Here is a 23,119-nt window from a genome sequence, read left to right on the forward strand (position 1 = left end):
GCGGTGTGTATACATGCGGTGTGCAGTCCCCGGCGGACCGTGCGAACCCGCACGTCGGAGCCGATTGTCACGGTTGTGCGACAGCGCGGCGTCATGGAACGGAGGCCTGCTCCGTCGACGCCGCGGGAGTCCGGCCCGGCCCTGGCCGCAGGGGCCGTCAGCCTGCCGGGGGGCCGGCGGCGGAGCCCCCGGGCGGCCGGCCCCGGCGCGGCAGGGGACCGGTCTCCCCGGGCAGCCGGCCCGCCTCCGCCAGGGCGCGGCGCAGGAGGAACTCGATCTGGGCGTTGGCCGACCGCAGTTCGTCCCCGGCCCACCGCGCCAGCGCCTCGTACACCGACGGGTCGAGCCGCAGCAGCACCTGTTTGCGCTGCTGCGGCCGGCGCCGTCCCGCCTCCTCGGGCGGGGGCGAGTCCGTCACTGGTAGAGCGTCCCGGTGTTGAGCACCGGCTGCGGCGCCCGGTCCCCGCACAGCACCACCATCAGGTTGGACACCATCGCCGCCTTGCGCTCCTCGTCCAGCTCCACGATGTCCCGCTCGGAGATCCGAACGAGCGCCGCCTCCACCATGCCCACCGCCCCGTCCACGATCTGCCGCCGCGCGGCCACCACCGCGCCGGCCTGCTGCCGCTGGAGCATCGCCGAGGCGATCTCGGGAGCGTACGCCAGATGGGTGAACCGTGACTCGATGACCCGCACTCCGGCCGCCTCCACCCGCACCTGGAGCTCGACGGCCAGCTTCTCGGTGATCTCCTCGGCGTTGCCGCGCAGCGAGAGACCGCCCTCGTCGTGGGCGTCGTACGGGTACTCGATGGCGATGTGCCGGACCGCGGTCTCGGTCTGCGTCGAGACGAACTCCGTGTAGTCGTCGACCTCGAAGACGGCCTGGGCGGTGTCCTGGACCTTCCACACCACCACGGCGGCGAGTTCGATCGGGTTGCCGTAGGCGTCGTTGACCTTGAGGACGGCGGTCTCGTGGTTGCGCACCCGCGTCGAGATCTTCGTGCGCGAGGTGAAGGGGTTCACCCAGCGCAGCCCGTCCTGCCGGATGGTGCCCCGGTAGCGGCCGAAGAGCTGGACGACCCGGGCCTCGCCGGGCGCGACCGTGTTCAGGCCGCGCATCGCGATGACCGCGGCGAGGAAGACGAGGACGCCGCCGACGGCGAACACGGGGTTCACCGAGGCGGACACGAAGAGCGCGGCCGCGGCCGCGAGTCCGGCCAGCCCGAGCAGCAGGGCGAGCCCGCCGCCGATGCTGTGCGCCGTGAACTCCCGTACGCGCGGGGCCGGCATCTCGGGTACGTCGGCGGTGGCCTGGGCGTCGTGCGCGGACATGGTTCCCCCTGGGGTGAGCGGACTAAGCGTTGTTCTATCTAAGTGATATCACTTTAATGCACCGAGCAACCCTCCGCCTTCTCCGCTCGTCGGTTCCGTTGGGCGGGGTGCTGATTGTCACGTCCGAAAAGGGACAGATCGTGCGCTCTTTGTCATAGAGAGCGGTGTTAGCTTTCTGGACTGACCTGAACCATGTACCTGTGTGACAGCCGCACACACGTGTGACAGCCGAGACGAAGCGGAGCAGACGGACTCATGGGACGAGCGGAAGAGAGAAGAGCGCGACAGCGTGGCGGCAACCGCGCCGCGCCCCGGCGCCCCTCGCCCGAGGACGTCCCCGAGTCACCGGCCCCGTCCGGCGCCACCGCGACCGCGGTCGACCCGCCGGCCGCCGAGGCCGGCACCCGCGCGGAGCGCCGCAAGGCCGCCGCCGGCAAGGGGAAGCCGGGTCGGGCGGGCGGGAACGGCAAGCCCGCGCAGGGGCGGATACGCAGACTGTTCACCTGGAAGAAGATGCTCGGCGCTTTCTTCGGCGTCTGTCTGCTGGGCATCGGCGCCTTCATCGCGCTCTACGTGATGGTCACCGTCCCCGAGGGCAACGAGCTCGCGCAGACCCAGAGCAACGTCTACGAGTACAGCGACGGCTCCGTCCTCGCCCGCAAGGGCACCGTCAACCGCGAGATCGTGGACCTCTCCAAGGTGCCCAAGGAGGTCCAGCACACCTTCGTCGCGGCGGAGAACAAGTCCTTCTACAACGACTCGGGCATCGACCTCAAGGGCATGGCCCGCGGCCTCTACAACACGGCGATGGGCCGCGGCACCCAGGGCGGATCGACGATCACCCAGCAGTACGTCAAGAACTACTACCTCAGCCAGGACCAGACCGTCACGCGCAAGCTGAAGGAACTGGTCATCTCGCTGAAGGTGGACCGCGAGAAGTCCAAGGACGACATCCTCGCCGGCTACATCAACACCAGCTACTACGGCCGCGGCGCCTACGGCATCCAGGCCGCCGCCCAGGCCTACTACCGCGTCGACGCCCAGGACCTGACGGTCCAGCAGGGCGCCTACCTGGCCGCGCTGCTCCAGGCGCCGAGCCAGTACGACTGGGCGGTGGCCGGCCCCATCGGCAAGAAGCTGGTGAAGGAGCGCTGGAACTACGTCCTGGACAACATGGTCGGCCAGGGCTGGCTGGACAAGTCCAAGCGCGCCGACTCGAAGTTCCCGGTGCCCGAGGAGCCCAAGGCCGCCTCCGGTCTGGACGGCCAGAAGGGCTACCTGGTCGACCTGGCCAACACCCAGCTGGAGAACCAGCTGATGAAGTCCCAGGGCATCACCCGGTCCGAGGCGGAGGCCCAGGTCGTCGACCAGGGCTGGACGATCACGCTGAACATCAACCGCACCAAGCAGGCCAAGCTGGAGGCGGCCGTCAAGGGCCAGCTCACCAGCAAGCTCGACGGCAAGAAGCGCAAGGTCGACAAGAACGTCCAGGCCGGCGCCGTCTCCGTCGACCCCAGGACCGGCAAGATCGTCGCCCTCTACGGCGGCGTCGACTACTACAAGCACTACACGAACAACGCGACCCGCGCCGACTACCAGCCGGCCTCGACCTTCAAGCCGATCATCCTCGCCGCGGCCGTCGACCAGAACGCCGAGACGCAGGACGGCAAGGCGATCAACGCGAACACGGTCTACGACGGCACCAGCGGCCGCGCGGTCAAGGGCAGCGACATCGCCTTCGCGCCGCCGAACGAGGACGACGCCGACTACGGCAACATCACCGTGCAGACCGCCATGAACAAGTCCGTCAACTCGGCGTTCGCGCAGATGGGCGTGGACGTCGGCATGAAGAACGTGCTGAAGACCGCGGACGACCTCGGCCTGGACACCGAGAACGTGCAGGCGGTGCCCGCGATGACGCTGGGCACGATGGGCGCGAGCCCGCTGGAGATGGCCGGGGTCTACGCCACGCTCGACAACCACGGGCAGAAGGTCACCCCGACGATCATCGCGTCGGCGGAGAAGACCGGCCGCAAGGTCGACATGCCCGACCCGATCGGCGACCAGGTCATCAGCCGCGCCGCGGCCGACCAGGTGACGTCGGTGCTGACCGGCGTGGTCGACGACGGTACGGCCAAGGTCTCGGTGGCCCAGAACTCGCTGCGCAGGGGCCAGCAGGTGGCGGGCAAGACCGGTACGTCCGACAACAACAAGTCGGCCTGGTTCACCGGCTACACGCCCGACCTGGTGACCTCGGTCGGCCTGTTCGGCGAGGACGCCAAGACCCACAACCAGGTCTCGTTGACCGGCGCCACGGGCCTCATCCCCGGCACCGGCCGGATCAACGGCGGCGGCTACCCGGCGCAGATCTGGGCGGCGTACACCTTCGGCGTCACCAAGAAGGCCAAGTTCGACCTGGACACCGAGCTGGGCGCGGCGGTCCAGCCGACCCAGACGCCGAGCCAGAGCGCGAGCCCGTCCGAGACGCCGTCCGAGACGCCGAGCGAGACCCCGACCGAGTCCGCGAGCCCGTCCGAGACGCCCTCGCAGACGCCGAGTTCGACCCCGACGAAGTCCGCGACCCCGACCACCACGGCTCCCTCCGCCCCGGAGGAGACCCCGACGGACGAGATCACGGACGACCCGCTGAACCCGGCGGACGAGCAGTAGTCACCCGGCGGGGAACCGCGGCCGGGCCCACCGGCCCGCGGTTCCCCGCCGCCGCCGAACCCGGCGGCACTACCTGTTCAGCTCGAACCAGACGACCTTGCCGGTGCTGAGCCGGGTCGCCCCCCACCGGCGCGCCAGCCGGTTCACCAGGTACAGCCCCCGGCCGCCCTCGTCCGTCGCCCGCGCCTGCCTGAGCCGCGGCAGCTGCGGCACGTCGTCGCCGACCTCGCAGCGCAGCACATCGGTCCGCAGCAACCGCAGCGTCACCGGCCGCGAGGCGTACCGCACCGCGTTCGTCACGACCTCGCTGACCAGCAGCTCGACCGAATCGCTGAGCTCCTCCAGCCCCCAGCGGGACAGCGCGCGCCGCGCCAGCCGCCGCGCCCGCCCCGGCGCCGCGTCCTCCGGCTCCAGGAACCAGTACGCCACGTCGCTCGGCGCGATCCCGTCGAAGCGGGCCGCGAGCAGCGCGATGTCGTCGTCCCGGTCGCCCGGGCCGAGTATGTCCAGCACCTCGTCGCACAGCGCTTCGAGCGGCGGCGGATGGTCCGGCCCGGTCAGCTGGGCCGTCGCCGCGAGCTTCTCGCGCAGCTGCTCTATGCCCGTCCACACGTCCCGCAGCCGGGACTCCACCAGCCCGTCGGTGTACAGCAGCAGCGTCGCCCCGGCCGGCGCGTCCAGCTCGACCGCCTCGAAGTCGACCCCGCCGACCCCGATCGGCGCCCCCGACGGCACCTTCAGCACCTCGGCCCGGCCGCCCAGGTGCAGCAGCACCGGCGGCGGATGCCCGGCGTTGGCGATGGTGATGCGGTGCGAGACCGGGTCGTAGACGGCGTACAGGCAGGTCGCCATCCGGTCGGTGCCCAGCCGCTGGGCCTGTTCGTCGAGGTGGTGCAGGACCTCCTGCGGCGGCAGGTCGAGCCCCGCCAGCGTCTGCGCGGTCGTCCGCAGCTGGCCCATGATCGCGGCCGAGGTCATGGAGTGCCCCATGACGTCACCGACGACCAGCGCCACCCGGCTGCCCGGCAGCGGGATCGCGTCGTACCAGTCGCCGCCCACCCGCGCGGTCTCGGCGGCCGGCAGATAGCGGGACGCCAGCCGTACGCCGGTCGCGCTCGGCAGGTTCTCCGGAAGCATGGTCCGCTGCAGCTCGTCGGCGATGTAGGCCTCCCGGCCGTACAGCACCGCCTTGTCGATGCCGAGCGCGCTGTGCGTGGCCAGCTGGGCGGCGACCAGCAGGTCGTCCGTCTCGAAGGCGAGCCGCTCCGGACGGCGCAGGAACAGGGCCGCGCCGATCACCCGGCGACGGCCGCGCAGCGGGGCGAGGATCGCGTGCTGCGCGCCGGGCACCAGCGACTCGTGCCCGCCGCCGAGGAGTTCGGGCAGCGCGGCGCGGGCGGCGGGGGAGTCGGCGAACACCGGCCGTACGCCCCGCAGCACCTCGTTGAGGGCGCCGCCCGGGCGGACCTCGCACAGCTCCTCGCCGAGCGCGGCCAGACCGATGTCGGTCGGATCCGGCTCCGGCGCGGGCAGCGGCGGGAAACCCTCGGTGTCCCGTTCCTCCGGGATGCGGTCGGTGCGGCGCAGCCGCAGCAGCACCGGGCCGGTGGGCCGCTCGTCGCCGACCGGCAGCGGATCGCGCAGATAGACCAGGATCGCGTCCGAGAAGGTCGGCACGGTCGCCCGGCACAGCCCCATCACGATCTCGTCGAGGTCGATGCCCCGGGCGATCCGCCGGGTCGCGGCGCCCACGAAGCGCAGCCGGTCGCCGTCCCGCCGCATGGGCATCGGCCGGCCGGGCGGCAGCCCGCGTCCGCTGCGGCGGTCCGGGCCGGCCGCCCGTTCCTGCTCGGCGCCGGGCTGGGGCGGGATGCCCTCCGCGGTGGGGCGCGGCCGGTGGGTGTCGGGCTCAGCGCTGGTGGGCTGGGCGTGCTCGGGGCCGTTGACGGAATGCTCCTTGGGCGTGCTGGTACCGGGACCGGAGGGCGTCTCGCCCGCGCGGGCCTGCGGGGGTAAGCCGGTGGCGCCGACCGGCCGCGGTGGGGGTTGGTGGGCCTGCGCCGGCTGTGCCGGGGAACGCAGGAGCGCCCCGCGGTCCTCCGCGGGGTCTACGCCCGGCTGTGGGCGTTCGTAGGAGGTGGGGTGCTCCGTCACGCGAGTCGAATCCGTCCGTCCGGGGCTGCGCGCCGCGCGCGCAGACGGTCCCGCCGAAGTCCCGATACCCGGAATACGTGCCCCAGGAACGGAATTCCCGCGTGGTCAGAGGCTGGTCCTGTGCCACCGGCGAACGGTCTGCGGCTGCCGGACCGCGCACCGGTGTTGCCCTCGTACCCCTCGCTCACGTCCTGCCGCCCCTCGGTGACGTTCGGTCAAGCCCGGAGCATGATCCGGGAGTTGTGCTCGACGCGTTGCTGGACGCGCCCTTGCGGAGGACGATCCTACGGTTGTGGACCGGGGGCGCATCAAGGGTCTCATGAGGACACGTGCGCGGGCGTACGGTCCCAGTCCTCCGGCAGCGACGGTACAGCCCAGGACGGGTCCGGTCGCCAGTGCTGCCAGCCGTCCGAGAAGGGCGCCTCCCAGGACCGTACGGCGTCCACCGCGGCCAGGCCCGCCGCCCGCACCCGTTCGGCCGTCTCCGGGGCCATCAGGCCGTCCCGCTGGGCCTGCGCGAACTCGTCCTCGTCGAGCCAGTGCCAACTGCGGTCCGGGTGCACGGAGATGTCCAGGAAGTGGTCCTCCGAGTCCACTCCGCCGTCCCAACGCAGGAGCGGCTGCTCCAGATTGACGTACCAGTTCTTGAAGTGCCAGCCCGGCTCCCAGAACAGCCACACCGACCACGGCTGGCCGGGCCGGGCCAGCTTCAGCACGCCGGTGCCGAACCAGTGGCCGCGGGCGACCGACCGGGGCTTGGTGTACCGGGACTCCAGCGGTTCCTCGCCCACCGAGGTGCCGTCGGCGAGCACGGGCCTGACGCACTCGGTGCCGGGGGCGAGCCAGACGACGAGCAGCTCCGGGTCGTCCCGGACGACGGTGACGGGGCGCGCGATGTGGAAGCCGTCCCCGGCGTTCTCCCGGTACCGCCACAGGATCTGGCTGCCGGGAGCCCAGAACCCGGTGCCCGGGGCGTTCCCCCGGCCGGTTCCGGTCGCACCGCCCGTCTCCCCGCGCGTCACGCGTCTCACCGCTCCACCGTCTGCCATGAACAGATATTAGGTGCCCGGGGCATACGACGCCGCGGCAAACGTCACGGTTCAGGCCGGGCGGCGTGAAACGTTCGTACGCGGTTACGGTCGTGTCATCCGCAGGACATCCAGCGCCTCGTCCAGCTGCTCGACGGTCAGATCCCCCTTCTCGACGTACCCGCCCTCGATGACGACCTGACGGATCGTCTTACGTTCCGCCAGCGCCTTCTTGGCCACCTTGGCGGCCTCCTCGTACCCGAGGTGGCGGTTGAGCGGCGTCACCACGGACGGCGAGGACTCGGCGTACTCCCGGGCCCGTTCCCGGTTCGCGGTGATCCCGTCCACGGTCCGGTCGGCGAGCAGCCGCGACACGTTGGCGAGCAGCCGGACGGACTCCAGCACGTTCTTCGCGATGACCGGAAGCATCACGTTGAGCTCGAAGTTGCCGGCCGCGCCCGCGAAGGCGATCGTCTGGTCGTTCCCGATGACCTGCGCCGCCACCATCAACACGGCCTCCGGAACGACCGGGTTGACCTTCCCCGGCATGATCGAGGAGCCGGGCTGCAGATCCGGCAGCGCGATCTCGGCGAGCCCGGTCCGCGGTCCCGACGCCATCCACCGCAGATCGTTGGCGATCTTCGTCAGCCCGACCGCGACGGTCCTCAGCTGCCCGCTGGTCTCCACGATCCCGTCCCGGGCGCCCTGCGCCTCGAAGTGGTCGCGCGCCTCGGTGAACGGCAGCCCCGTCACCCGGGCGACCTCCTCGATCACGGCGGCGGAGAACCCGGCCGGGGTGTTGATCCCGGTCCCGACCGCGGTCCCGCCGAGCGGCAGTTCCGCGAGCCGGGGCAGCGAGGCGCGCAGCCGCTCCACGCCGTACCGCACCTGCGCGGCGTACCCGCCGAACTCCTGTCCCAGCGTCACCGGCGTGGCGTCCATGAGGTGGGTCCGCCCCGACTTCACCACGTCGGCGAACTCCCCGGCCTTGCGCTCCAGCGAACCGGCGAGGTGTTCGAGCGCCGGTACCAGGTCCCGGGTGACGGCGGCGGTGGCGGCGACATGGATCGACGACGGGAACACGTCGTTGGAGGACTGCGAGGCGTTCACGTGGTCGTTCGGATGGACGTCCCGTCCCAGCCGCTCGCTCGCCAGCGTCGCGATGACCTCGTTGGCGTTCATGTTCGACGAGGTCCCCGACCCCGTCTGGAACACGTCGACCGGGAAGTGCTCGTCCCACTTCCCGTCGGCGACCTCCCCGGCCGCCTCCTGGATCGCCCGCGCGACGTCCTCGTCCACGACCCCCAGCCGGGCGTTGACCCTGGCCGCCGCCCCCTTGATCCGCGCCAGCGCCTCGATGTGCGCCCGCTCGATCCGCTGCCCGGAGACCGGGAAGTTCTCGACGGCCCGCTGCGTCTGCGCCCGCCACTTCGCGTACCCGGGCACCCGGACGTCACCCATGGAGTCGTGCTCGATGCGGTAGTCACCGCGGTAGTCGCTCATACCGCGTACAGCATCCGCCCGGCCTGCGATGTTCCACCCGTTGCGCCACCCGGGTGCGGCGGGGGGAATCCGCTCCCCGCCGCACCCGGGGCACTACGCCAGCCCGGGCCCCCGCACCGGAATGCTCGTGAAGGTCGGGGCCGGCGCCGGGTCCTGGAAGAAGTCGTTGCCCTTGTCGTCTACGACGATGAACGCCGGGAAGTCCTCGACCTCGATCTTCCAGACCGCCTCCATGCCGAGCTCCTCGTACTCGACGACCTCGACCTTCTTGATGCAGTCCTGGGCGAGACGGGCCGCGGGGCCGCCGATGGAGCCGAGGTAGAAGCCGCCGTGCGCGTCGCACGCGTCGGTGACCTGCTTGCTGCGGTTGCCCTTGGCGAGCATCACCCTGGACCCGCCGGCCGCCTGGAACTGCTCGACGTAGGAGTCCATGCGGCCGGCCGTCGTCGGGCCGAAGGAACCGGACGCGTAGCCCTCGGGGGTCTTCGCCGGGCCCGCGTAGTACACCGGGTGGTCCTTCAGGTACTGCGGCATCTCCTCACCCGCGTCGAGCCGCTCCTTGATCTTGGCGTGCGCGATGTCGCGCGCGACGACGAGCGGCCCGGTGAGCGAGAGCCGGGTCTTGACCGGGTACCTGGTCAGCTCCGCGAGGATCGTGTCCATGGGCTGGTTCAGGTCGATCCGCACCACGTCGGAGGAGTCGTCGAGGTGCTCGTCGGTGGTCTCGGGGAGGAACCGCGCGGGGTCCGTCTCCAGCTGCTCCAGGAAGACGCCCTCGGCGGTGATCTTCGCGACGGCCTGCCGGTCGGCGGAGCAGGAGACCGCGATGGCGACCGGGCAGGACGCGCCGTGCCGCGGCAGCCGCACCACCCGCACGTCGTGGCAGAAGTACTTGCCGCCGAACTGCGCGCCGATCCCGATCCGCTGCGTCAGCTCGAAGACCTTCTGCTCCAGGTCCTTGTCCCGGAAGCCGTGGCCGAGCTCGGAGCCCTCCGCCGGGATCTCGTCCAGGTAGTGCGCGGAGGCGTACTTCGCGGTCTTCAGCGCGTACTCGGCGGACGTGCCGCCGACGACGATCGCCAGGTGGTACGGCGGGCACGCGGCCGTACCGAGCGAACGGATCTTCTCCTCCAGGAACTTCATCATGGAGGCCTCGTTCAGGACGGCCTTCGTCTCCTGGTAGAGGAACGACTTGTTGGCCGAGCCGCCGCCCTTGGCCATGAAGAGGAACTTGTAGGCGCCGCCGTCGGTGGCGTACAGCTCGATCTGGGCCGGCAGGTTCGACCCGGTGTTCTTCTCCTCCCACATGGTGAGCGGAGCCATCTGCGAGTAGCGCAGGTTCAGGTTCAGGTAGGCGTCGTAGATGCCGTGGCTCAGCGCCGCCTCGTCGCCGCCCTCGGTCAGCACGTTCTGCCCGCGTTTGCCCATGACGATCGCCGTGCCGGTGTCCTGGCACATGGGCAGCACGCCGGCGGCCGCGATGTTCGCGTTCTTCAGCAGGTCGAGCGCGACGAACTTGTCGTTGCCCGAGGCCTCCGGGTCGTCGACGATCCGGCGCAGCTGGGCGAGGTGGGCGGGGCGCAGGTAGTGCTGGATGTCGTGGATGGCCTCCGCGGCCAGCTTGCGCAGCGCCTCGGGCTCCACCTTGAGGAACGTCCGCCCGTCCGGTCCCTCGACGGTGGACACGCCCTCCGAGGTCACCAGCCGGTACGGGGTGGTGTCCTCACCCTGGGGGAGCAGATCGGTATACGCGAACTCAGGCATCTCAGCCCATTCCTCACTCTGACGGACGGCCGCCCGCCGACGCTGGCGGGCGCTGTCCAGCGTAGAACCTGCCGTCGGCGGGGAGCCTGTGAGGTAAGGCTCAGTTCGGGCGCCGCACCTGCCGCGCGGGTTCTCCGGCGGGTCCGCCGACGGTTCTCCGGCAGGTCCGCCGACGGTTCTCCGGCGGGTCCACCGACGTTCTCCGGCGGGTTTTCCACAGGACCGGACGAGGGGTAGTCGCGATCTATCGCGTTTCGGTACCCTGCTGTCGTGGACCTTCAGAAGCAGACCCCTCAGGAGCGCGCCGGGGCGCCGGTCGCCGAGCTGCGCGCCTCGGACGCCGACCGCGACCGCATCGCCGACATCCTGCGGGAGGCCCTCGCCGAGGGGCGCCTGACCGCCGACGAGCACGCCGAGCGCGTGGAGGGGGTGCTGAACGCCAAGACGGTGGGCGAGCTGGAGGTCTTCATACGGGACCTGCCCGCGGCCCACGCCGGCCCCGCCTCGCCCGCGTACACGCCGGTGCCGCCGCGGCCGACGCCCGGCGCGATCCCCGTCGAGGCGGACGCCAACGTGGTGGCCGTCTTCAGCAGCGCGGTCCGCCGGGGCCGCTGGCGCGCGGGCCGCCGGCTGCACGTGTACTCGGTCTTCGGCTCCGTCGAGATCGACCTGAGCGAGGCGATCTTCGAGTACCAGCAGGTCGTCATCAAGGCGATCTCGGTCTTCGGCGACGTCCAGATCCGGGTCCCGGAGAACGTGTCGCTGCGCGGCACCGGCGGCGGGGTGCTGGGCAACTTCGAGGCGGACACGCTGGATTCGGTCGATCCCGACGCGCCGGTCGTCTACGTCGACGGCTGGGCCGTCCTCGGGAACGTGGAGGCCCGGCCGAAGCGCGGGAGGTTCATCGAGGACATCCTCGACCGGGTTCACGACAAGATCGACAGGAAGATGCGCAAACACCTCGACCGTTGACGGTCGCGAATCGCCCCGTGCCGGACGGCGCCCGGGGTCGTGAACCGGCCGCCGCGCCACCGTGCCCGCCAACGCTGTGCATAGGCCCGCGCACAGCGGGTAGGCCTTGCTGCATCGTCTCTCGCTCGCGAAGCCGTCGTCAGGAGTAGACCGTGCTGCAACCGCCGCATTCGTCCCTGCAGGTAGCTGCCGTGCCGGCCCAGCGGGTGCCTGTGCGGGACAGGGACCAAGACGCCCCCTGGCACACCGAGGCGGTGTGCCGGCGCGACGAGGCGGGCCTGTTCTTCGCACCTTCCAAGGAACCCACCGCCGCCCGGCTCTCCCGGGAGGAGGCGGCCAAGCGGGTCTGTGCCCGTTGTCCGGTGATGGTGGAGTGCCGCGAACACGCCCTGCTCCAGCCCGAGCCCTACGGCGTCTGGGGCGGCCTCACGGCGGCGGAGCGCCGTGTGGTCCTGGCCAGGCGCAGGCGCCGCGACATGGAGCTGAAGAAGCCGGCCCGGACGGCCGCGGCGAACCGCATAGCGGGCTGACCCCCGGCGGGAAAGCGCCCTCTCCGCACAGAGGGCGCCCCGCGGCCGGTCCGCTCGTCACTTCGCCTTGTCGAAGTCGATCGTGCTGTACGCCCGCAGCTTGCGCAGCCGGTGTTCCGAGTCGATCCGGCGTACCGTCCCCGACTTGGACCGCATCACGATGGACTCGGTCAGCGCGGTCTCCGACCGGTAGCGCACCCCGCGGAGCAGCTCCCCGTCCGTGATGCCGGTGGCGACGAAGAACACGTTCTCGCCGGTCACCAGGTCCTCGGTGGTCAGGACCCGGTCCAGGTCGTGCCCGGCGTCGATCGCCCGCTGCCGCTCGGCGTCGTCCTTGGGCCACAGCTTGCCCTGGATGGTCCCGCCCAGGCACTTCACCGCGCACGCCGAGATGATGCCCTCGGGCGTCCCGCCGATGCCGAGCAGCATGTCGACGCCGGTGCCCTCGCGCAGCGCGTAGACCGACCCCGCGACGTCACCGTCGGAGATCAGCTTGATGCGCGCGCCGGCCTCCCGGATCTCCTTGATGATCCCTTCGTGGCGCGGCCGGTCGAGGATGACGACGGTCACGCCCTCCGGCGAGGACCGCTTCGCCTTGGCGACCCGGCGGATGTTGACGGAGATGGGCGCGTTGATGTCGACGAAGTCCGCCGCCTCCGGGCCCGTGACCAGTTTGTCCATGTAGAACACGGCGGACGGGTCGAACATGGCCCCGCGCTCGGCGGCGGCCAGCACGGAGATCGCGTTGGGCATGCCCTTCGCGGTCAGCGTGGTCCCGTCGATCGGGTCGACGGCGATGTCGACCTCGGGTCCGGTGCCGTCACCGACGTGCTCCCCGTTGAAGAGCATCGGCGCTTCGTCCTTCTCGCCCTCGCCGATGACGACCACGCCGTTCATCGACACGGTGGAGACGAGGGTCCGCATCGCGCGGACCGCGGCACCGTCGGCGCCGTTCTTGTCGCCGCGGCCCACCCAGCGCCCCGCGGCCATCGCGGCGGCTTCGGTCACCCGGACGAGCTCCAGGGCGAGGTTGCGGTCGGGGGCCTCGGAGGGGACATCGAGTTCGGACGGCAGGTGATGATGATTCTCGGTCATCGGAGCGCACCTTTCTGATACGACGACGGCCGGATGAGGGTTTTCCCGTCGACTCTATCGTCAGGCTGACAAAATGAGCAGGGGACCCCACGTATGAGCGCAGCGGGCACCTGCGACGATAGGGGGCGTGGCAGGCACGAACGGCAAGCAGAAGACGGTCCGGGACATGATTCTCTCCCTGGCCCTGATCGGTCTCGCGGCGGGCTTCATCTACCTTCTGGTCCCGCACGACGATCACGCTCCCGACATCAAGCGGGTCGACTACCGGGTCGAGTTGCTGACGGCGCGGCGGGCCGCGTCGTACCCGGTGGCCGCGCCCGAGGGCCTGCCCGCGGCCTGGAAGGCCACCTCGGTCCGCTTCCAGGGCGAGCAGGGCGACCGCTGGCATCTCGGCTACCAGACCCCCGACGGTCAGTACGTCCAGATCGAGCAGTCGACTCAGAAGCGCGCGGACTTCATCACCGACGCCAGCCAGGGCGGCTCGGCCACGAGGACGACCGAGGAGATCGGCGACCGCACCTGGACCCGCTACACCGGCGGCCGCTACGACGCGCTGGTGCTGGAGAGCACGCCGGGCTCCACGACGGTGGTGGCCGGCACGGCCTCCTTCGCCCAGCTGTCGAAGATGGCGGCCGCGCTGAAGACGTCCTGACCCGCCGCCTCCCCGCACGGCACGAGAGGCCCCCGGCGCACCGCCGGGGGCCTCTCGCACGCGCACGACCGCTCAGACCGTCGTCACGACGTCGTCGTACGCAAGGCGCGGGCCGCGCGGGAACCAGGCGTCCGGGCCCGGCTTGCCGATGTTGACGACGACGAGCGGGGTGTGGTCGTCGTCCAGGAACTCCTTCTGGACGCCGGCGGCGTCGAAGCCGGTCATCGGGCCGGCGGCGAGGCCGGCGGCGCGGATGCCGATGATGAAGTAGGCGGTCTGGAGGGCGGTGTTCAGGGCGGCGCTGCCCTCGCGCACCGCGCGGTCGCCGAAGACGGCGTCCTTGGCCTGCGGGAAGTGCGGGAAGAGCTGCGGCAGCTCCTCGTGGAACTCGTTGTCCGCGGCGAGGATCGCGACCAGCGGGGCGTTGGCGGTCTTCTGCCGGTTGCCCTCGGACAGGTGCGGCAGCAGGCGCTCACGGGCCTCGGCGGAACGGACCAGGACGACCCGCAGCGGCGACTGGTTCATGGAGGTCGGGCCGTACTTGACCAGGTCGTAGATCGCCCGTACCTGCTCCTCGGTCACCGGCTCGTCGGTGAAGGTGTTGGCGGTGCGCGCCTCGCGGAAGAGCAGGTCCTGGGCGGCGGGGTCGAGAACGAGAGACATGAGAGATCTTCCTGGAGGTCGCGTCCCGGTCGGATCCGGACCGCGGTCCGGATCGGCTGACGGCATGACGATACGCGACAGGAGTTTCAAGCTTCAACAAAAAGCGGAAGTGGTGATCCGCTTCACACCCGCTTCCTGCCCACCGCCCTCCCGGATCACCCCTCCGCGCCCTCCGCGGCCTCCTCCCCGGCCTCCCCGTCCTCCTCGTCCGGCCCGGCCAGCGCCGCGTCCAGCCGCGCCCGCGCCCCCTCCAGCCACCGCCGGCACACCTTGGCCAGCTCCTCGCCCCGCTCCCAGAGCGCCAGGGACTCCTCCAGGCTCGTCCCGCCGGCCTCCAGCCGCCGCACGACCTCGATCAACTCGTCCCGCGCCTGCTCGTAGGAGGGGGCGGCCTCTTCCGTCCTGCTGCTCATGCGTTCACCTTTCCCATCGACTCGTACGGCACGACCGGTACGGCACGGCGGCGGCCGTCAGCCGTCCACCCGCACCGTGAACTCGCCCTCGGCGACCCGCGCCCGCAGCGCCTCGCCCGGCCCGACGTCCCCCGGGTCCCGCACCACGTGCCCGTCGTCCTTCTGCAGCACGGCGTACCCGCGCCGCAGCGTGGCGGCGGGGGAGAGGGCGACCACGCGCGCGTGCGTGTGCGTCAGCTCGGAGTCGGCGCGGTCCAGCAGATGCCCGAGGGTGCGCCGCGCACGGTCGGTCAGCGAGGCGACGTGGTCCGCCCGCTCGTCGACCATCCGGTGCGGATCCTCCATGACCGGCCGCGCCAGAGCCTGCGCCAGCCCCCGCTCCTCCCGCGCCACCAGACCGTCGGCACACCGCCGGGCCCGGTCCCGCAGCATCCGCACCCGGTCCAGCTCCTCGCCCACGTCCGGTACGACCTTCTTGGCGGCGTCCGTCGGGGTGGAGGCGCGCAGGTCGGCGACGAGGTCGAGCAGCGGGGTGTCCGGCTCGTGCCCGATCGCGGACACGACGGGCGTACGGCACTCGGCGACGGCCCGCACCAGCTGCTCGTCGGAGAACGGCAGCAGGTCCTCCACGCTGCCGCCGCCGCGCGCGACGATGATCACGTCCACCTCGGCGACCGCGTCCAGCTCCTTCACCGCCTGCACCACCTGCGGTACGGCGTGCACCCCCTGCACCGGCACGTTCCGCACCTCGAACCGCACCGCGGGCCACCGGTGCCGGGCGTTCTCCAGCACGTCCCGCTCGGCGGCCGAGGCCCGCCCGCACACCAGCCCGATCAGCTGCGGCAGGAACGGCAGCGGCTTCTTCCGCCCGGCCGCGAACAGCCCCTCCGCGGCCAGCGACTTCTTGAGCGCCTCCAGCCGCGCCAGCAGCTCCCCGACCCCGACCGGCCTTATCTCGGCCGCCCGCAACGACAGCTGCCCGCGCGGCGCGTACCACTCCGGCTTCGCGTGGACGACGACCCGGGCACCCTCCCCGACCACGTCGGCCACGGCGTCGAACACCTGCCGGTAGCAGGTGACGGCGATCGAGATGTCGTGCGACGGGTCCCGCAGGGTCAGGAACACGACCCCCGCCCCGGGCCGCCGCGACAGCTGGGTGATCTGCCCCTCGACCCACACGGCCCCGAGCCGGTCGATCCACCCGCCGATGAGCCGCGAGATCTCACCCACGGGGACGGGCGCCTCGGCAGACGTGTTCAAAGCCATGCCGCGAGCGTAGTGGCCCCCACCGACAACCCGGCCCACCCCGACACCCAGCCCCCGACGCCCCCGGCGCCGCTAGCCGGCGGAGCTCGTTCGGCCGTGTTGTGCCAGCAGTACCGCCAGTCCCACCGCCAGCCACACCGTGCCCACCACCTGTGCCGCCGCCGACGCCTCCGCGATCACCGCGATCGTGATCGCCGCGCCCGCCACCGGTACCGCCAGATGCCGCCACCAGCTCACCGGGCCGCCTTCCCGGCGTACCGCGAACCAGCTCACCACGCTCGCGTGCAGCAGCGTGAACGCCGTGAGGGCCCCGATGTCGACCACCGAGACCAGCTTGTCCATGCCGTCGCCCCGCCGCGCCGCCCACACCGCCGCCACCAGCGTGATCACCGCCGCGCACAGCACCGCCACCCGCGGCACCCCGCCGTCGGTCCGGGACAGCGCGCGCGGCAGCCGCCGCTCCCGCCCCATCGCGAACAGCAGCCGCCCGGCCGCCGCCTGCCCGGCCAGCGCCGCGAAGGCCGCGCCGATCGCCTTGCTCGCGGCCACCAGATCGTGCAGCCACGCCCCCACCGACACGTCGACCGCGTCGTAGAACGCGGCCCCCTGGAGCGCGGGATCGGCGGCCAGCCGCGCGGACGTCGTCGGCTCCAGCAGCGCCACCAGGTACGTCTGGGCCACGAACAGCACACCGGCCACCGCCAGACAGAACAGCAGCGCCCGCGCGACCTTCTCCGACCCGCCGGTGACCTCCTCCGCGAACGTGGCGATCGCGTCGAAGCCCAGGTAGGAGAGCACGGCCACCGACACCGCCCCGAGGACCGCGGACAGCGCGAACGCGCCCTGGGTGCCGTCCCCGGACAGCGGCGACCACAGCCCGCGCTGCGCCCCGTCCCGCGCCAGCACGACGACCGCCGACACCATGAAGACCAGCAGCACCACGATCTCCAGGGCCAGCACCAGGAAGCCGACCAGGGCGGCCGCCCGCACCCCCCAGAGGTTCAGCAGGGTCGTCACGACCACGGCGAGCGCCGTCCACACCCACCGCGAGACCTCCGGCACCAGCGCGTTCATCGCGATGCCCGAGAACAGGTAGGCCACGGCCGGGATCAGCAGGTAGTCCAGCATCGCCATCCAGCCCGCGACGAACCCCACGTCCTTCCCCAGCGCCACGCGCGCGTAGGCGAACACCGACCCCGCCAGCGGGACCACCCGGACCATCTGCGCGTAGCTGAACGCGGTGCACGCCATCGCCACCGTGGCGACGACGTAGACCAGGGCCACCGCCCCGTGCGACTTGGCGTCCAGCGTGCCGAAGACGCCGACCGGCGCCATCGGGGCGATGAACAGCAGGCCGTACACCACCAGGTCCCGGAAGCCCAGACTGCGCCGCAGCCGGTGCCCCTCGTCGGCCCCGGGCGGCTGCGCGGTCGCCGTTCCGGTCTCGGACATGCGTGCCTCCCGTGGCGCCGTGTCGCACACTCCTCCGGTCTTCCGCCAGTCTCCCCGGGACCGTCACCCGGCCGCGATCTCTGACCCCCCGAACGCGGCCTTACGATGGGTGCCATGACTGCTTCGCCTGGCCGCCGTGTCCTGCTCGCCGCCCCCCGTGGCTACTGCGCGGGTGTGGACCGCGCCGTGATCGCCGTCGAGAAGGCCCTGGAGCAGTACGGGGCCCCGATCTACGTCCGGCACGAGATCGTCCACAACAAGTACGTCGTGCAGACCCTGGAGAAGAAGGGCGCGATCTTCGTCGAGCGGACCGAGGAGGTCCCGCCGGGCAACATCGTGATGTTCTCCGCGCACGGCGTCGCCCCCGTCGTCCACCAGGAGGCCGAGCGCGGCCGGCTCGCCACCATCGACGCGACCTGCCCGCTGGTCACCAAGGTCCACAAGGAAGCCGTCCGCTTCGCGGGCGACGACTACGACATCCTCCTGATCGGCCACGAGGGCCACGAGGAGGTCATCGGCACCTCCGGCGAGGCCCCCGACCACATCCAGCTGGTCGACGGCCCCGCCGACGTCGCCAAGGTCGAGGTCCGCGACGAGTCCAAGGTCGTCTGGCTCTCCCAGACGACCCTGAGCGTGGACGAGACGATGGAGACCGTCGACGCCCTCAAGGAGAAGTTCCCGCAGCTCATCTCGCCGCCCAGCGACGACATCTGCTACGCCACGCAGAACCGCCAGCTGGCCGTGAAGCAGATGGGCGCCGAGGCCGAGCTGGTCATCGTGGTCGGCTCGCGCAACTCCTCCAACTCCAAGCGGCTCGTCGAGGTCGCCAAGCTGGCCGGCTCGCGCGCCTCCTACCTGGTCGACTTCGCCGCCGAGATCGACGAGGCCTGGCTGGAGGGCGTGACCACGGTCGGCGTCACCTCCGGCGCCTCCGTCCCGGAGGTCCTCGTCGAGGAGGTCCTGGAGTGGCTCGCCGAGCGCGGCTACGGCGACGTCGAGATCGTCAAGGCGGCCGAGGAGTCCATCACCTTCTCGCTGCCCAAGGAGCTCCGCCGGGACCTGCGCGAGGAGGCGGCCGCCCTGGTCGCCGAGCGCGGCGGCTCCGGCACGCAGGGCTGAGCCCCGGGCGCCCAGGGCCGAGTCCCGGGGCGTACGGCGGTGAGCCCCGCGCCCACCGCCGTACGCCGCCCCGCGTCGTGACTGTCAGTCGTACGCCGTAACGTGTAGCCATGCAGATCTTCGGTGTGGACATCGGCGGTTCCGGGATCAAGGGCGCCCCGGTGGACCTGGACAAGGGCGATCTCGCCCAGGAGCGGTGCAAGGTGCTCACCCCGCATCCGGCGACGCCCGACGGCGTGGCCGACGGGGTCAAGCAGGTCGTGGACCACTTCGGGTGGACCGGCCCGGTCGGCCTCACCTTCCCGGGCGTGATCACCGACGGCACCCACATCCGCACGGCGGCGAACGTCGACAAGAGCTGGATCGACACCGACGCCCGCACGCTGTTCAGCGAGCGCCTCGGCGGCCTCCCGGTGACCGTGGTGAACGATGCGGACGCGGCCGGCGTGGCCGAGATGGAGTTCGGCGCCGGCCGGGACCGCAAGGGCGTCGTCCTCCTGCTCACCTTCGGCACCGGCATCGGCAGCGCCCTGTTCGTCGACGGCGAGCTGGTCCCCAACACCGAGCTGGGCCACCTGGAGCTCGACGGCCACGACGCCGAGAAGAAGGCCTCCAGCAAGGCCAAGGAGGACAACGACCTGAGCTGGGAGCACTGGGCCCGCCGGGTCACCAAGTACCTCGCGCACGTCGAGATGCTGTTCTCCCCGAACCTGTTCATCATCGGCGGCGGGGTGAGCCGCAAGGCCGAGAAGTTCCTGCCGTACATCGAGGGCATCAAGGCCGAGATCGTGCCGGCGCAGCTCCAGAACAACGCGGGCATCGTGGGCGCGGCGATGCGCGCGTCCCACCACGCCTCCTAGCGGCGCCGGGCCGGGTCCGGCGCGTCCTCGGTCCAGGTGCGGCGCCGGCTCCTGACCAGCCGGGCCCGGCGGACGAGGACGATCACCCCGGCGGCCAGCGTGCCGCCGTAGAGCCAGCCGGCCTGCGTGGACAGGGCCGTGAACAGGCCCATCACACCGCCCAGGAAGCCGCCGCCGCCGTCGGCGACGGTCAGCAGGCCGACGGCGAAGGAGATCGGGACGACCACGGGGGCGGTCAGCAGGTCGCCCCCGCGCACCCACAGCGCGGTGAGGACCGCGACCGGCAGGAACAGCACCCCGTACACGGTCAGCGACTCTCCGAACAGCAGGTCGTCCAGCAGGCCGAGCAGGATCATCGCCGCCCCGCAGAAGAGGGCGCCGCCCAGCCCGGTGAGCCGGGGGTTCGGCAGCCGCCCCGGCCCCGCCGCCGGCTGCGGGCGCGACCGTCCCGGGGCGGGGCGGCGCTCGGCCGTCGCCGGCCGGCGTCTCGCCTGCGGCGGCAGGGGCGCACGGGAGTCGCCGGGGCGCTGTCCGTGCTGTCGGGGTCGGGTCCTGTGTTGCTCCACCGGACCAACTTAGGTCGGTTAATGTGCCCAATCGCGGCCCAGACACGCCGAAACCAAGCCGAAGAGCAGAGCTTGTCCAGGTGTTCGACGCGGCCGCCGGGGCGGGGCCCGAACCCCGTAAACTGGTGGATCGGCCGGCCCGCCGGCACTGGCAGCCTCTGGCTCACCCACCCACTCACTACGGGAAGTCGCAACGTGTCGCTCACGATCGGAATCGTCGGCCTGCCCAACGTCGGCAAGTCGACCCTGTTCAACGCCCTGACCAAGAACGACGTGCTGGCGGCCAACTACCCGTTCGCCACGATCGAGCCCAACGTGGGTGTGGTCGGCGTTCCCGACCCGCGGCTGGCCCAGCTGGCGTCGATCTTCAAGTCGGAGCGGATCCTCCCGGCCACGGTCGACTTCGTCGACATCGCGGGCATCGTGCGGGGTGCCTCCGAGGGCGAGGGCCTGGGCAACAAGTTCCTCGCGAACATCCGTGAGTCCGACGCGATCTGCCAGGTCATCCGTGCCTTCAAGGACGAGAACGTGGTCCACGTCGACGGCAAGGTCTCGCCGAAGGACGACATCGAGACGATCAACACCGAGCTGATCCTCGCCGACCTCCAGACCATCGAGAAGGTCCTGCCGCGCCTCCAGAAGGAGTCGCGCATCAAGAAGGACGTGGCGCCCAAGGTCAAGGCCGTCGAGGAGGCCAAGGAGATCCTGGAGAAGGGCGACACCCTGTTCTCGCAGGGCATCCTCCAGGGCTCGGAGCGCGCCGAGCTCCTGCACGACCTGCACCTGCTCACCACCAAGCCGTTCCTCTACGTCTTCAACGTCGACGAGGACGAGCTGACCGACGACGCCTTCAAGGCCGAGCAGCGCGCCCTGGTCGCCCCCGCCGAGGCGATCTTCCTCAACGCCAAGCTGGAGCAGGACCTCGCCGAGCTGGACGAGGAGGACGCTCTGGAGCTGCTGGAGTCCGTCGGCGCCGAGGAGCCCGGCCTCGCCACCCTCGCCCGCGTCGGCTTCGACACCCTGGGCCTGCAGACCTACCTCACGGCCGGCCCCAAGGAATCCCGCGCCTGGACCATCAAGAAGGGCGCCACGGCCCCCGAGGCGGCCGGTGTCATCCACACCGACTTCCAGAAGGGCTTCATCAAGGCCGAGGTCATCTCCTTCGCCGACCTCGTCGAAACCGGCTCGGTCCCCGAGGCCCGAGCCAAGGGCAAGGCCCGCATGGAGGGCAAGGACTACATCATGCAGGACGGCGACGTGGTGGAGTTCCGCTTCAACGTGTAGCCGCTGACCTACCACCACGTCGCTGACCTGCCAAACATGCAGGTCAGAGAGGGTCCGACTCTTCGGGGTCGGGCCCTTGGTTTTTTCCCGTGCTGGGATGGCGCTGGGATGGGATGAGAAGCCCGTGCTGGGTTTTGGGCCGTGGCACTTTTCCTACTCGTTTGACACAATCGAGGTATGGGTGAGACGACGTACAGCATCGGCGAAGGCCCGGCGACGCGGGTGAGTCTGTCGTTGCCGGAGGGGACCGCGGCGGCGATCCGGGCTCGGGTGGGCAAGCGGGAGTTCTCCGCGTTCATCGCCGAGGCGGTCGAGCGTGAGCTGCGCGGGCAGGTCCTGGACGAGTACCTGGCGGACTACGAGAGCCGCAAGGGGCCGGTCTCCGAGCCGGCTCGTCAGCGGGCGCGGCAGGTCTTCGACGAGGTGTTCGCCGAGGAGGCCGAATGGCCCGCCGCAGGCTGAGTCACGAGGGGACGCTGGTCCTCGACAGCGAGGGACTCTCGAAGCTGCTCGCCGACGACGAGCAGGTGGTGGCTCTGACCGCTGAGGCGCGCTCGCGCGGCATGGAGGTCGTGATCAGTGCGCTCACCATCATCGAAGCGGTCCACGCCCGTTCGAACAAGTCCCGCCTGAACTGGGTGCTTTCCGGGCTGCGGGTCGTCCCGGTCGGTGACGAGGAGGCGAGGGCGGCCTCGAAGTTGCTGATGAATGCCGGGCTGCACGGACACAAGTGCGCGATCGATGCGGCCGTCGCCGAGGGCGCGCTACGACAGCACCGCCCCGTGGTCATGCTGACTTCCGATATTGACGACATGGCCAAGCTGTGCGGCGATCGGGTCCGGCTCGTGGCGGTGTGATCTCCCCTCCCCGCTTTCTGCCTTTCGACCGTTGGTCAGTGCGTGGCGGTGGAGCTACCGGTATTCGGCGGATCACCGGTTTTGGTAATCGGCGATTCGCCGCTATTTTGCGGCTCGGCAGGGGCGGGGCCCGTAGGGGCTCCAGTGGCCGAGGAAGGGCTTGAGGCCGTCGCCGCTGGGCTTCGGCGGCGTGGGCAGTTTCGGCGCTGAGACCGATTCGGTGAGGTGTTGGAGGTGAGCGTCCGCGAACGCGAGCCACGCCTCGATCTCGGTCCGCTCCTCCCCGGCGGCAGTGATGTGGCGTGGTCGCGTACTGCTGCGACGGCGTTGGTGAGCTCCTTGTCCGTGGGGACGTGTTCGCTGCGGTCTTGTTCTTGAATGACGAGGAATCCGACACTCTCGCCTTGGGCGGTGATGGTGAAGCAAGGAGGACCTGGTCGTCGCCGTGGTCGAGGGCCGCGACGGCACCGTCGACGGCGAGTTCGACGCCGGGGAGCCCGCGGCGGAGATGGTCTTCCCGGCTGCTGGACCACGTCTCCGCCGGACCCGAGGGCCGCGCGCACGCCCGGCTGGTCACCCAGATCTTCGCGGAGGGCGCCGGGGCACCGGCCCTCGCCGACACGATCCGCACCGGGCACTCCGCACTGCGCGACCACCTGGCCGCACGCATCGCCGACGGGCACGCCGAACCCGCGGACACGGCGGTGGGGGCGAGTGATCTCGCGGAGTTTCTGCTTGCCGCGATGATCGGGTACGCCTCGCTCGTGGCCACCGAACACCCCCTGGACGCACCGGGTTCCAGAAGGGCGGCCGGGGCGGCGCTGGACGCGCTCGGCTGACCCGCGGGAAAAGAGAGCGAACGCTCACTTTGTGCTACGGTCCCTTCGCCGGGGGACTCGGCCCGCTCAACTGCCCTTGCGTACCTGTGTGTTGTCGGTC

The 23,119-nt window shown here is 71.2% G+C and carries 22 protein-coding genes; 10 read left to right on the plus strand and 12 right to left on the minus strand.

What is annotated here, in order from left to right; genetic code table 11:
• Positions 1-157: 157 nt before the first annotated feature.
• Together ACZ619_RS24580 and ACZ619_RS24585 are read right to left on the minus strand one after the other, a co-directional pair.
• Positions 158-418: a type II toxin-antitoxin system antitoxin gene (locus ACZ619_RS24580; RefSeq protein WP_469602703.1), complete on the minus strand. Its 261-nt coding sequence runs from the start codon at positions 416-418 to the stop codon at positions 158-160.
• Positions 415-1,332 (minus strand): SPFH domain-containing protein, encoded by a 918-nt coding sequence (locus ACZ619_RS24585; protein WP_469602705.1) that lies wholly within the window; start codon positions 1,330-1,332, stop codon positions 415-417. Before ACZ619_RS24585 ends, ACZ619_RS24580 begins: the two co-directional genes overlap by 4 nt.
• A gap of 255 nt (positions 1,333-1,587) precedes the next feature.
• Between ACZ619_RS24585 and ACZ619_RS24590 the strand changes: the two genes are divergently transcribed.
• On the plus strand, positions 1,588-4,002 hold the full coding sequence (locus ACZ619_RS24590; protein ID WP_469602708.1) for a transglycosylase domain-containing protein: 2,415 nt from the start codon (positions 1,588-1,590) through the stop codon (positions 4,000-4,002).
• Positions 4,003-4,071: 69 nt separating this feature from the next.
• On the opposite strand, the gene ACZ619_RS24595 is transcribed toward ACZ619_RS24590, so the two are convergent.
• The 4 genes from ACZ619_RS24595 to ACZ619_RS24610 form a co-directional block, all read right to left on the minus strand.
• Positions 4,072-6,156, minus strand: coding sequence for a SpoIIE family protein phosphatase (locus ACZ619_RS24595; RefSeq protein WP_469602711.1), 2,085 nt, complete (start codon positions 6,154-6,156; stop codon positions 4,072-4,074).
• A 317-nt stretch (positions 6,157-6,473) separates the two neighbouring features.
• The gene (gene fomD / locus ACZ619_RS24600) at positions 6,474-7,205 is read right to left on the minus strand and encodes a cytidylyl-2-hydroxypropylphosphonate hydrolase (RefSeq protein WP_469602713.1); all 732 of its coding nucleotides are present in this window, start codon (positions 7,203-7,205) and stop codon (positions 6,474-6,476) included.
• Between the two features lie 84 nt (positions 7,206-7,289).
• On the minus strand, positions 7,290-8,687 hold the full coding sequence (locus ACZ619_RS24605; protein WP_469602715.1) for a class II fumarate hydratase: 1,398 nt from the start codon (positions 8,685-8,687) through the stop codon (positions 7,290-7,292).
• A 93-nt stretch (positions 8,688-8,780) separates the two neighbouring features.
• Positions 8,781-10,451 (minus strand): fumarate hydratase, encoded by a 1,671-nt coding sequence (locus ACZ619_RS24610; RefSeq protein WP_469602718.1) that lies wholly within the window; start codon positions 10,449-10,451, stop codon positions 8,781-8,783.
• Positions 10,452-10,721: 270 nt separating this feature from the next.
• Between ACZ619_RS24610 and ACZ619_RS24615 the strand changes: the two genes are divergently transcribed.
• A complete protein-coding gene (locus tag ACZ619_RS24615) occupies positions 10,722-11,423 on the plus strand; it encodes a DUF1707 SHOCT-like domain-containing protein (protein WP_469602721.1) in 702 nt (233 codons plus the stop codon).
• A gap of 152 nt (positions 11,424-11,575) precedes the next feature.
• The gene (locus ACZ619_RS24620; RefSeq protein WP_469602724.1) at positions 11,576-11,953 is read left to right on the plus strand and encodes a WhiB family transcriptional regulator; all 378 of its coding nucleotides are present in this window, start codon (positions 11,576-11,578) and stop codon (positions 11,951-11,953) included.
• 57 nt (positions 11,954-12,010) lie between these two features.
• Here ACZ619_RS24620 and glpX read toward each other — a convergent pair whose 3' ends face one another.
• Positions 12,011-13,048, minus strand: coding sequence for a class II fructose-bisphosphatase (gene glpX / locus ACZ619_RS24625; RefSeq protein WP_469602725.1), 1,038 nt, complete (start codon positions 13,046-13,048; stop codon positions 12,011-12,013).
• Between the two features lie 127 nt (positions 13,049-13,175).
• Between glpX and ACZ619_RS24630 the strand changes: the two genes are divergently transcribed.
• Positions 13,176-13,700, plus strand: coding sequence for a DUF4245 domain-containing protein (locus tag ACZ619_RS24630; RefSeq protein ID WP_469602728.1), 525 nt, complete (start codon positions 13,176-13,178; stop codon positions 13,698-13,700).
• A gap of 72 nt (positions 13,701-13,772) precedes the next feature.
• Here ACZ619_RS24630 and ACZ619_RS24635 read toward each other — a convergent pair whose 3' ends face one another.
• The 4 genes from ACZ619_RS24635 to ACZ619_RS24650 all read right to left on the minus strand — a co-directional run bounded on the left by ACZ619_RS24635 (position 13,773) and on the right by ACZ619_RS24650 (position 17,494).
• Complete coding sequence (locus ACZ619_RS24635) at positions 13,773-14,363, minus strand: malonic semialdehyde reductase (protein WP_469602730.1); 591 nt, start codon at positions 14,361-14,363, stop codon at positions 13,773-13,775.
• Between the two features lie 155 nt (positions 14,364-14,518).
• A complete protein-coding gene (locus ACZ619_RS24640) occupies positions 14,519-14,776 on the minus strand; it encodes an exodeoxyribonuclease VII small subunit (protein WP_469602733.1) in 258 nt (85 codons plus the stop codon).
• A 57-nt stretch (positions 14,777-14,833) separates the two neighbouring features.
• Positions 14,834-16,042, minus strand: a complete 1,209-nt coding sequence (xseA, locus tag ACZ619_RS24645) for an exodeoxyribonuclease VII large subunit (RefSeq protein WP_469602736.1) — start codon at positions 16,040-16,042, stop codon at positions 14,834-14,836.
• A 72-nt stretch (positions 16,043-16,114) separates the two neighbouring features.
• Complete coding sequence (locus ACZ619_RS24650; RefSeq protein WP_469602738.1) at positions 16,115-17,494, minus strand: APC family permease; 1,380 nt, start codon at positions 17,492-17,494, stop codon at positions 16,115-16,117.
• A gap of 105 nt (positions 17,495-17,599) precedes the next feature.
• On the opposite strand from ACZ619_RS24650, the gene ACZ619_RS24655 reads away from it, so the two are divergent.
• Complete coding sequence (locus ACZ619_RS24655; protein WP_469602740.1) at positions 17,600-18,613, plus strand: 4-hydroxy-3-methylbut-2-enyl diphosphate reductase; 1,014 nt, start codon at positions 17,600-17,602, stop codon at positions 18,611-18,613.
• A 110-nt stretch (positions 18,614-18,723) separates the two neighbouring features.
• The gene (gene ppgK, locus ACZ619_RS24660) at positions 18,724-19,473 is read left to right on the plus strand and encodes a polyphosphate--glucose phosphotransferase (RefSeq protein WP_469602743.1); all 750 of its coding nucleotides are present in this window, start codon (positions 18,724-18,726) and stop codon (positions 19,471-19,473) included.
• Here ppgK and ACZ619_RS24665 read toward each other — a convergent pair.
• A complete protein-coding gene (locus ACZ619_RS24665; protein ID WP_469602746.1) occupies positions 19,470-20,039 on the minus strand; it encodes a DUF6542 domain-containing protein in 570 nt (189 codons plus the stop codon). The two genes, ppgK and ACZ619_RS24665, sit on opposite strands and share 4 nt — an antisense overlap.
• A 195-nt stretch (positions 20,040-20,234) precedes the next feature.
• On the opposite strand from ACZ619_RS24665, the gene ychF reads away from it, so the two are divergent.
• The 4 genes from ychF to ACZ619_RS24685 all read left to right on the plus strand — a co-directional run bounded on the left by ychF (position 20,235) and on the right by ACZ619_RS24685 (position 23,019).
• On the plus strand, positions 20,235-21,323 hold the full coding sequence (ychF, locus tag ACZ619_RS24670) for a redox-regulated ATPase YchF (protein ID WP_469602749.1): 1,089 nt from the start codon (positions 20,235-20,237) through the stop codon (positions 21,321-21,323).
• Between the two features lie 177 nt (positions 21,324-21,500).
• Positions 21,501-21,785, plus strand: a complete 285-nt coding sequence (locus ACZ619_RS24675) for a hypothetical protein (protein WP_469602752.1) — start codon at positions 21,501-21,503, stop codon at positions 21,783-21,785.
• Positions 21,767-22,180, plus strand: a complete 414-nt coding sequence (locus ACZ619_RS24680; protein ID WP_469602755.1) for a PIN domain-containing protein — start codon at positions 21,767-21,769, stop codon at positions 22,178-22,180. The genes ACZ619_RS24675 and ACZ619_RS24680 overlap by 19 nt, the downstream gene beginning before the upstream one ends.
• A 404-nt stretch (positions 22,181-22,584) precedes the next feature.
• Positions 22,585-23,019, plus strand: a complete 435-nt coding sequence (locus ACZ619_RS24685) for a hypothetical protein (protein ID WP_469602758.1) — start codon at positions 22,585-22,587, stop codon at positions 23,017-23,019.
• Positions 23,020-23,119 lie beyond the last annotated feature (100 nt).

Source organism: Streptomyces sp. NPDC104367 (assembly GCF_055583825.1).

Bases quoted from the DNA above. Each gene is read 5' to 3' on its own strand.
- ACZ619_RS24585 (WP_469602705.1), bottom strand. From the start codon at position 1,332: ATGTCCGCGCACGACGCCCAGGCCACCGCCGACGTACCCGAGATGCCG.
- ACZ619_RS24590 (WP_469602708.1), top strand. From the start codon at position 1,588: ATGGGACGAGCGGAAGAGAGAAGAGCGCGACAGCGTGGCGGCAACCGC.
- fomD (WP_469602713.1), bottom strand. From the start codon at position 7,205: ATGGCAGACGGTGGAGCGGTGAGACGCGTGACGCGCGGGGAGACGGGC.
- ACZ619_RS24605 (WP_469602715.1), bottom strand. From the start codon at position 8,687: ATGAGCGACTACCGCGGTGACTACCGCATCGAGCACGACTCCATGGGT.
- ACZ619_RS24610 (WP_469602718.1), bottom strand. From the start codon at position 10,451: ATGCCTGAGTTCGCGTATACCGATCTGCTCCCCCAGGGTGAGGACACC.
- glpX (WP_469602725.1), bottom strand. From the start codon at position 13,048: ATGACCGAGAATCATCATCACCTGCCGTCCGAACTCGATGTCCCCTCC.
- ACZ619_RS24635 (WP_469602730.1), bottom strand. From the start codon at position 14,363: ATGTCTCTCGTTCTCGACCCCGCCGCCCAGGACCTGCTCTTCCGCGAG.
- ACZ619_RS24640 (WP_469602733.1), bottom strand. From the start codon at position 14,776: ATGAGCAGCAGGACGGAAGAGGCCGCCCCCTCCTACGAGCAGGCGCGG.
- xseA (WP_469602736.1), bottom strand. From the start codon at position 16,042: ATGGCTTTGAACACGTCTGCCGAGGCGCCCGTCCCCGTGGGTGAGATC.
- ACZ619_RS24650 (WP_469602738.1), bottom strand. From the start codon at position 17,494: ATGTCCGAGACCGGAACGGCGACCGCGCAGCCGCCCGGGGCCGACGAG.
- ACZ619_RS24655 (WP_469602740.1), top strand. From the start codon at position 17,600: ATGGGTGCCATGACTGCTTCGCCTGGCCGCCGTGTCCTGCTCGCCGCC.
- ppgK (WP_469602743.1), top strand. From the start codon at position 18,724: ATGCAGATCTTCGGTGTGGACATCGGCGGTTCCGGGATCAAGGGCGCC.
- ACZ619_RS24675 (WP_469602752.1), top strand. From the start codon at position 21,501: ATGGGTGAGACGACGTACAGCATCGGCGAAGGCCCGGCGACGCGGGTG.
- ACZ619_RS24680 (WP_469602755.1), top strand. From the start codon at position 21,767: ATGGCCCGCCGCAGGCTGAGTCACGAGGGGACGCTGGTCCTCGACAGC.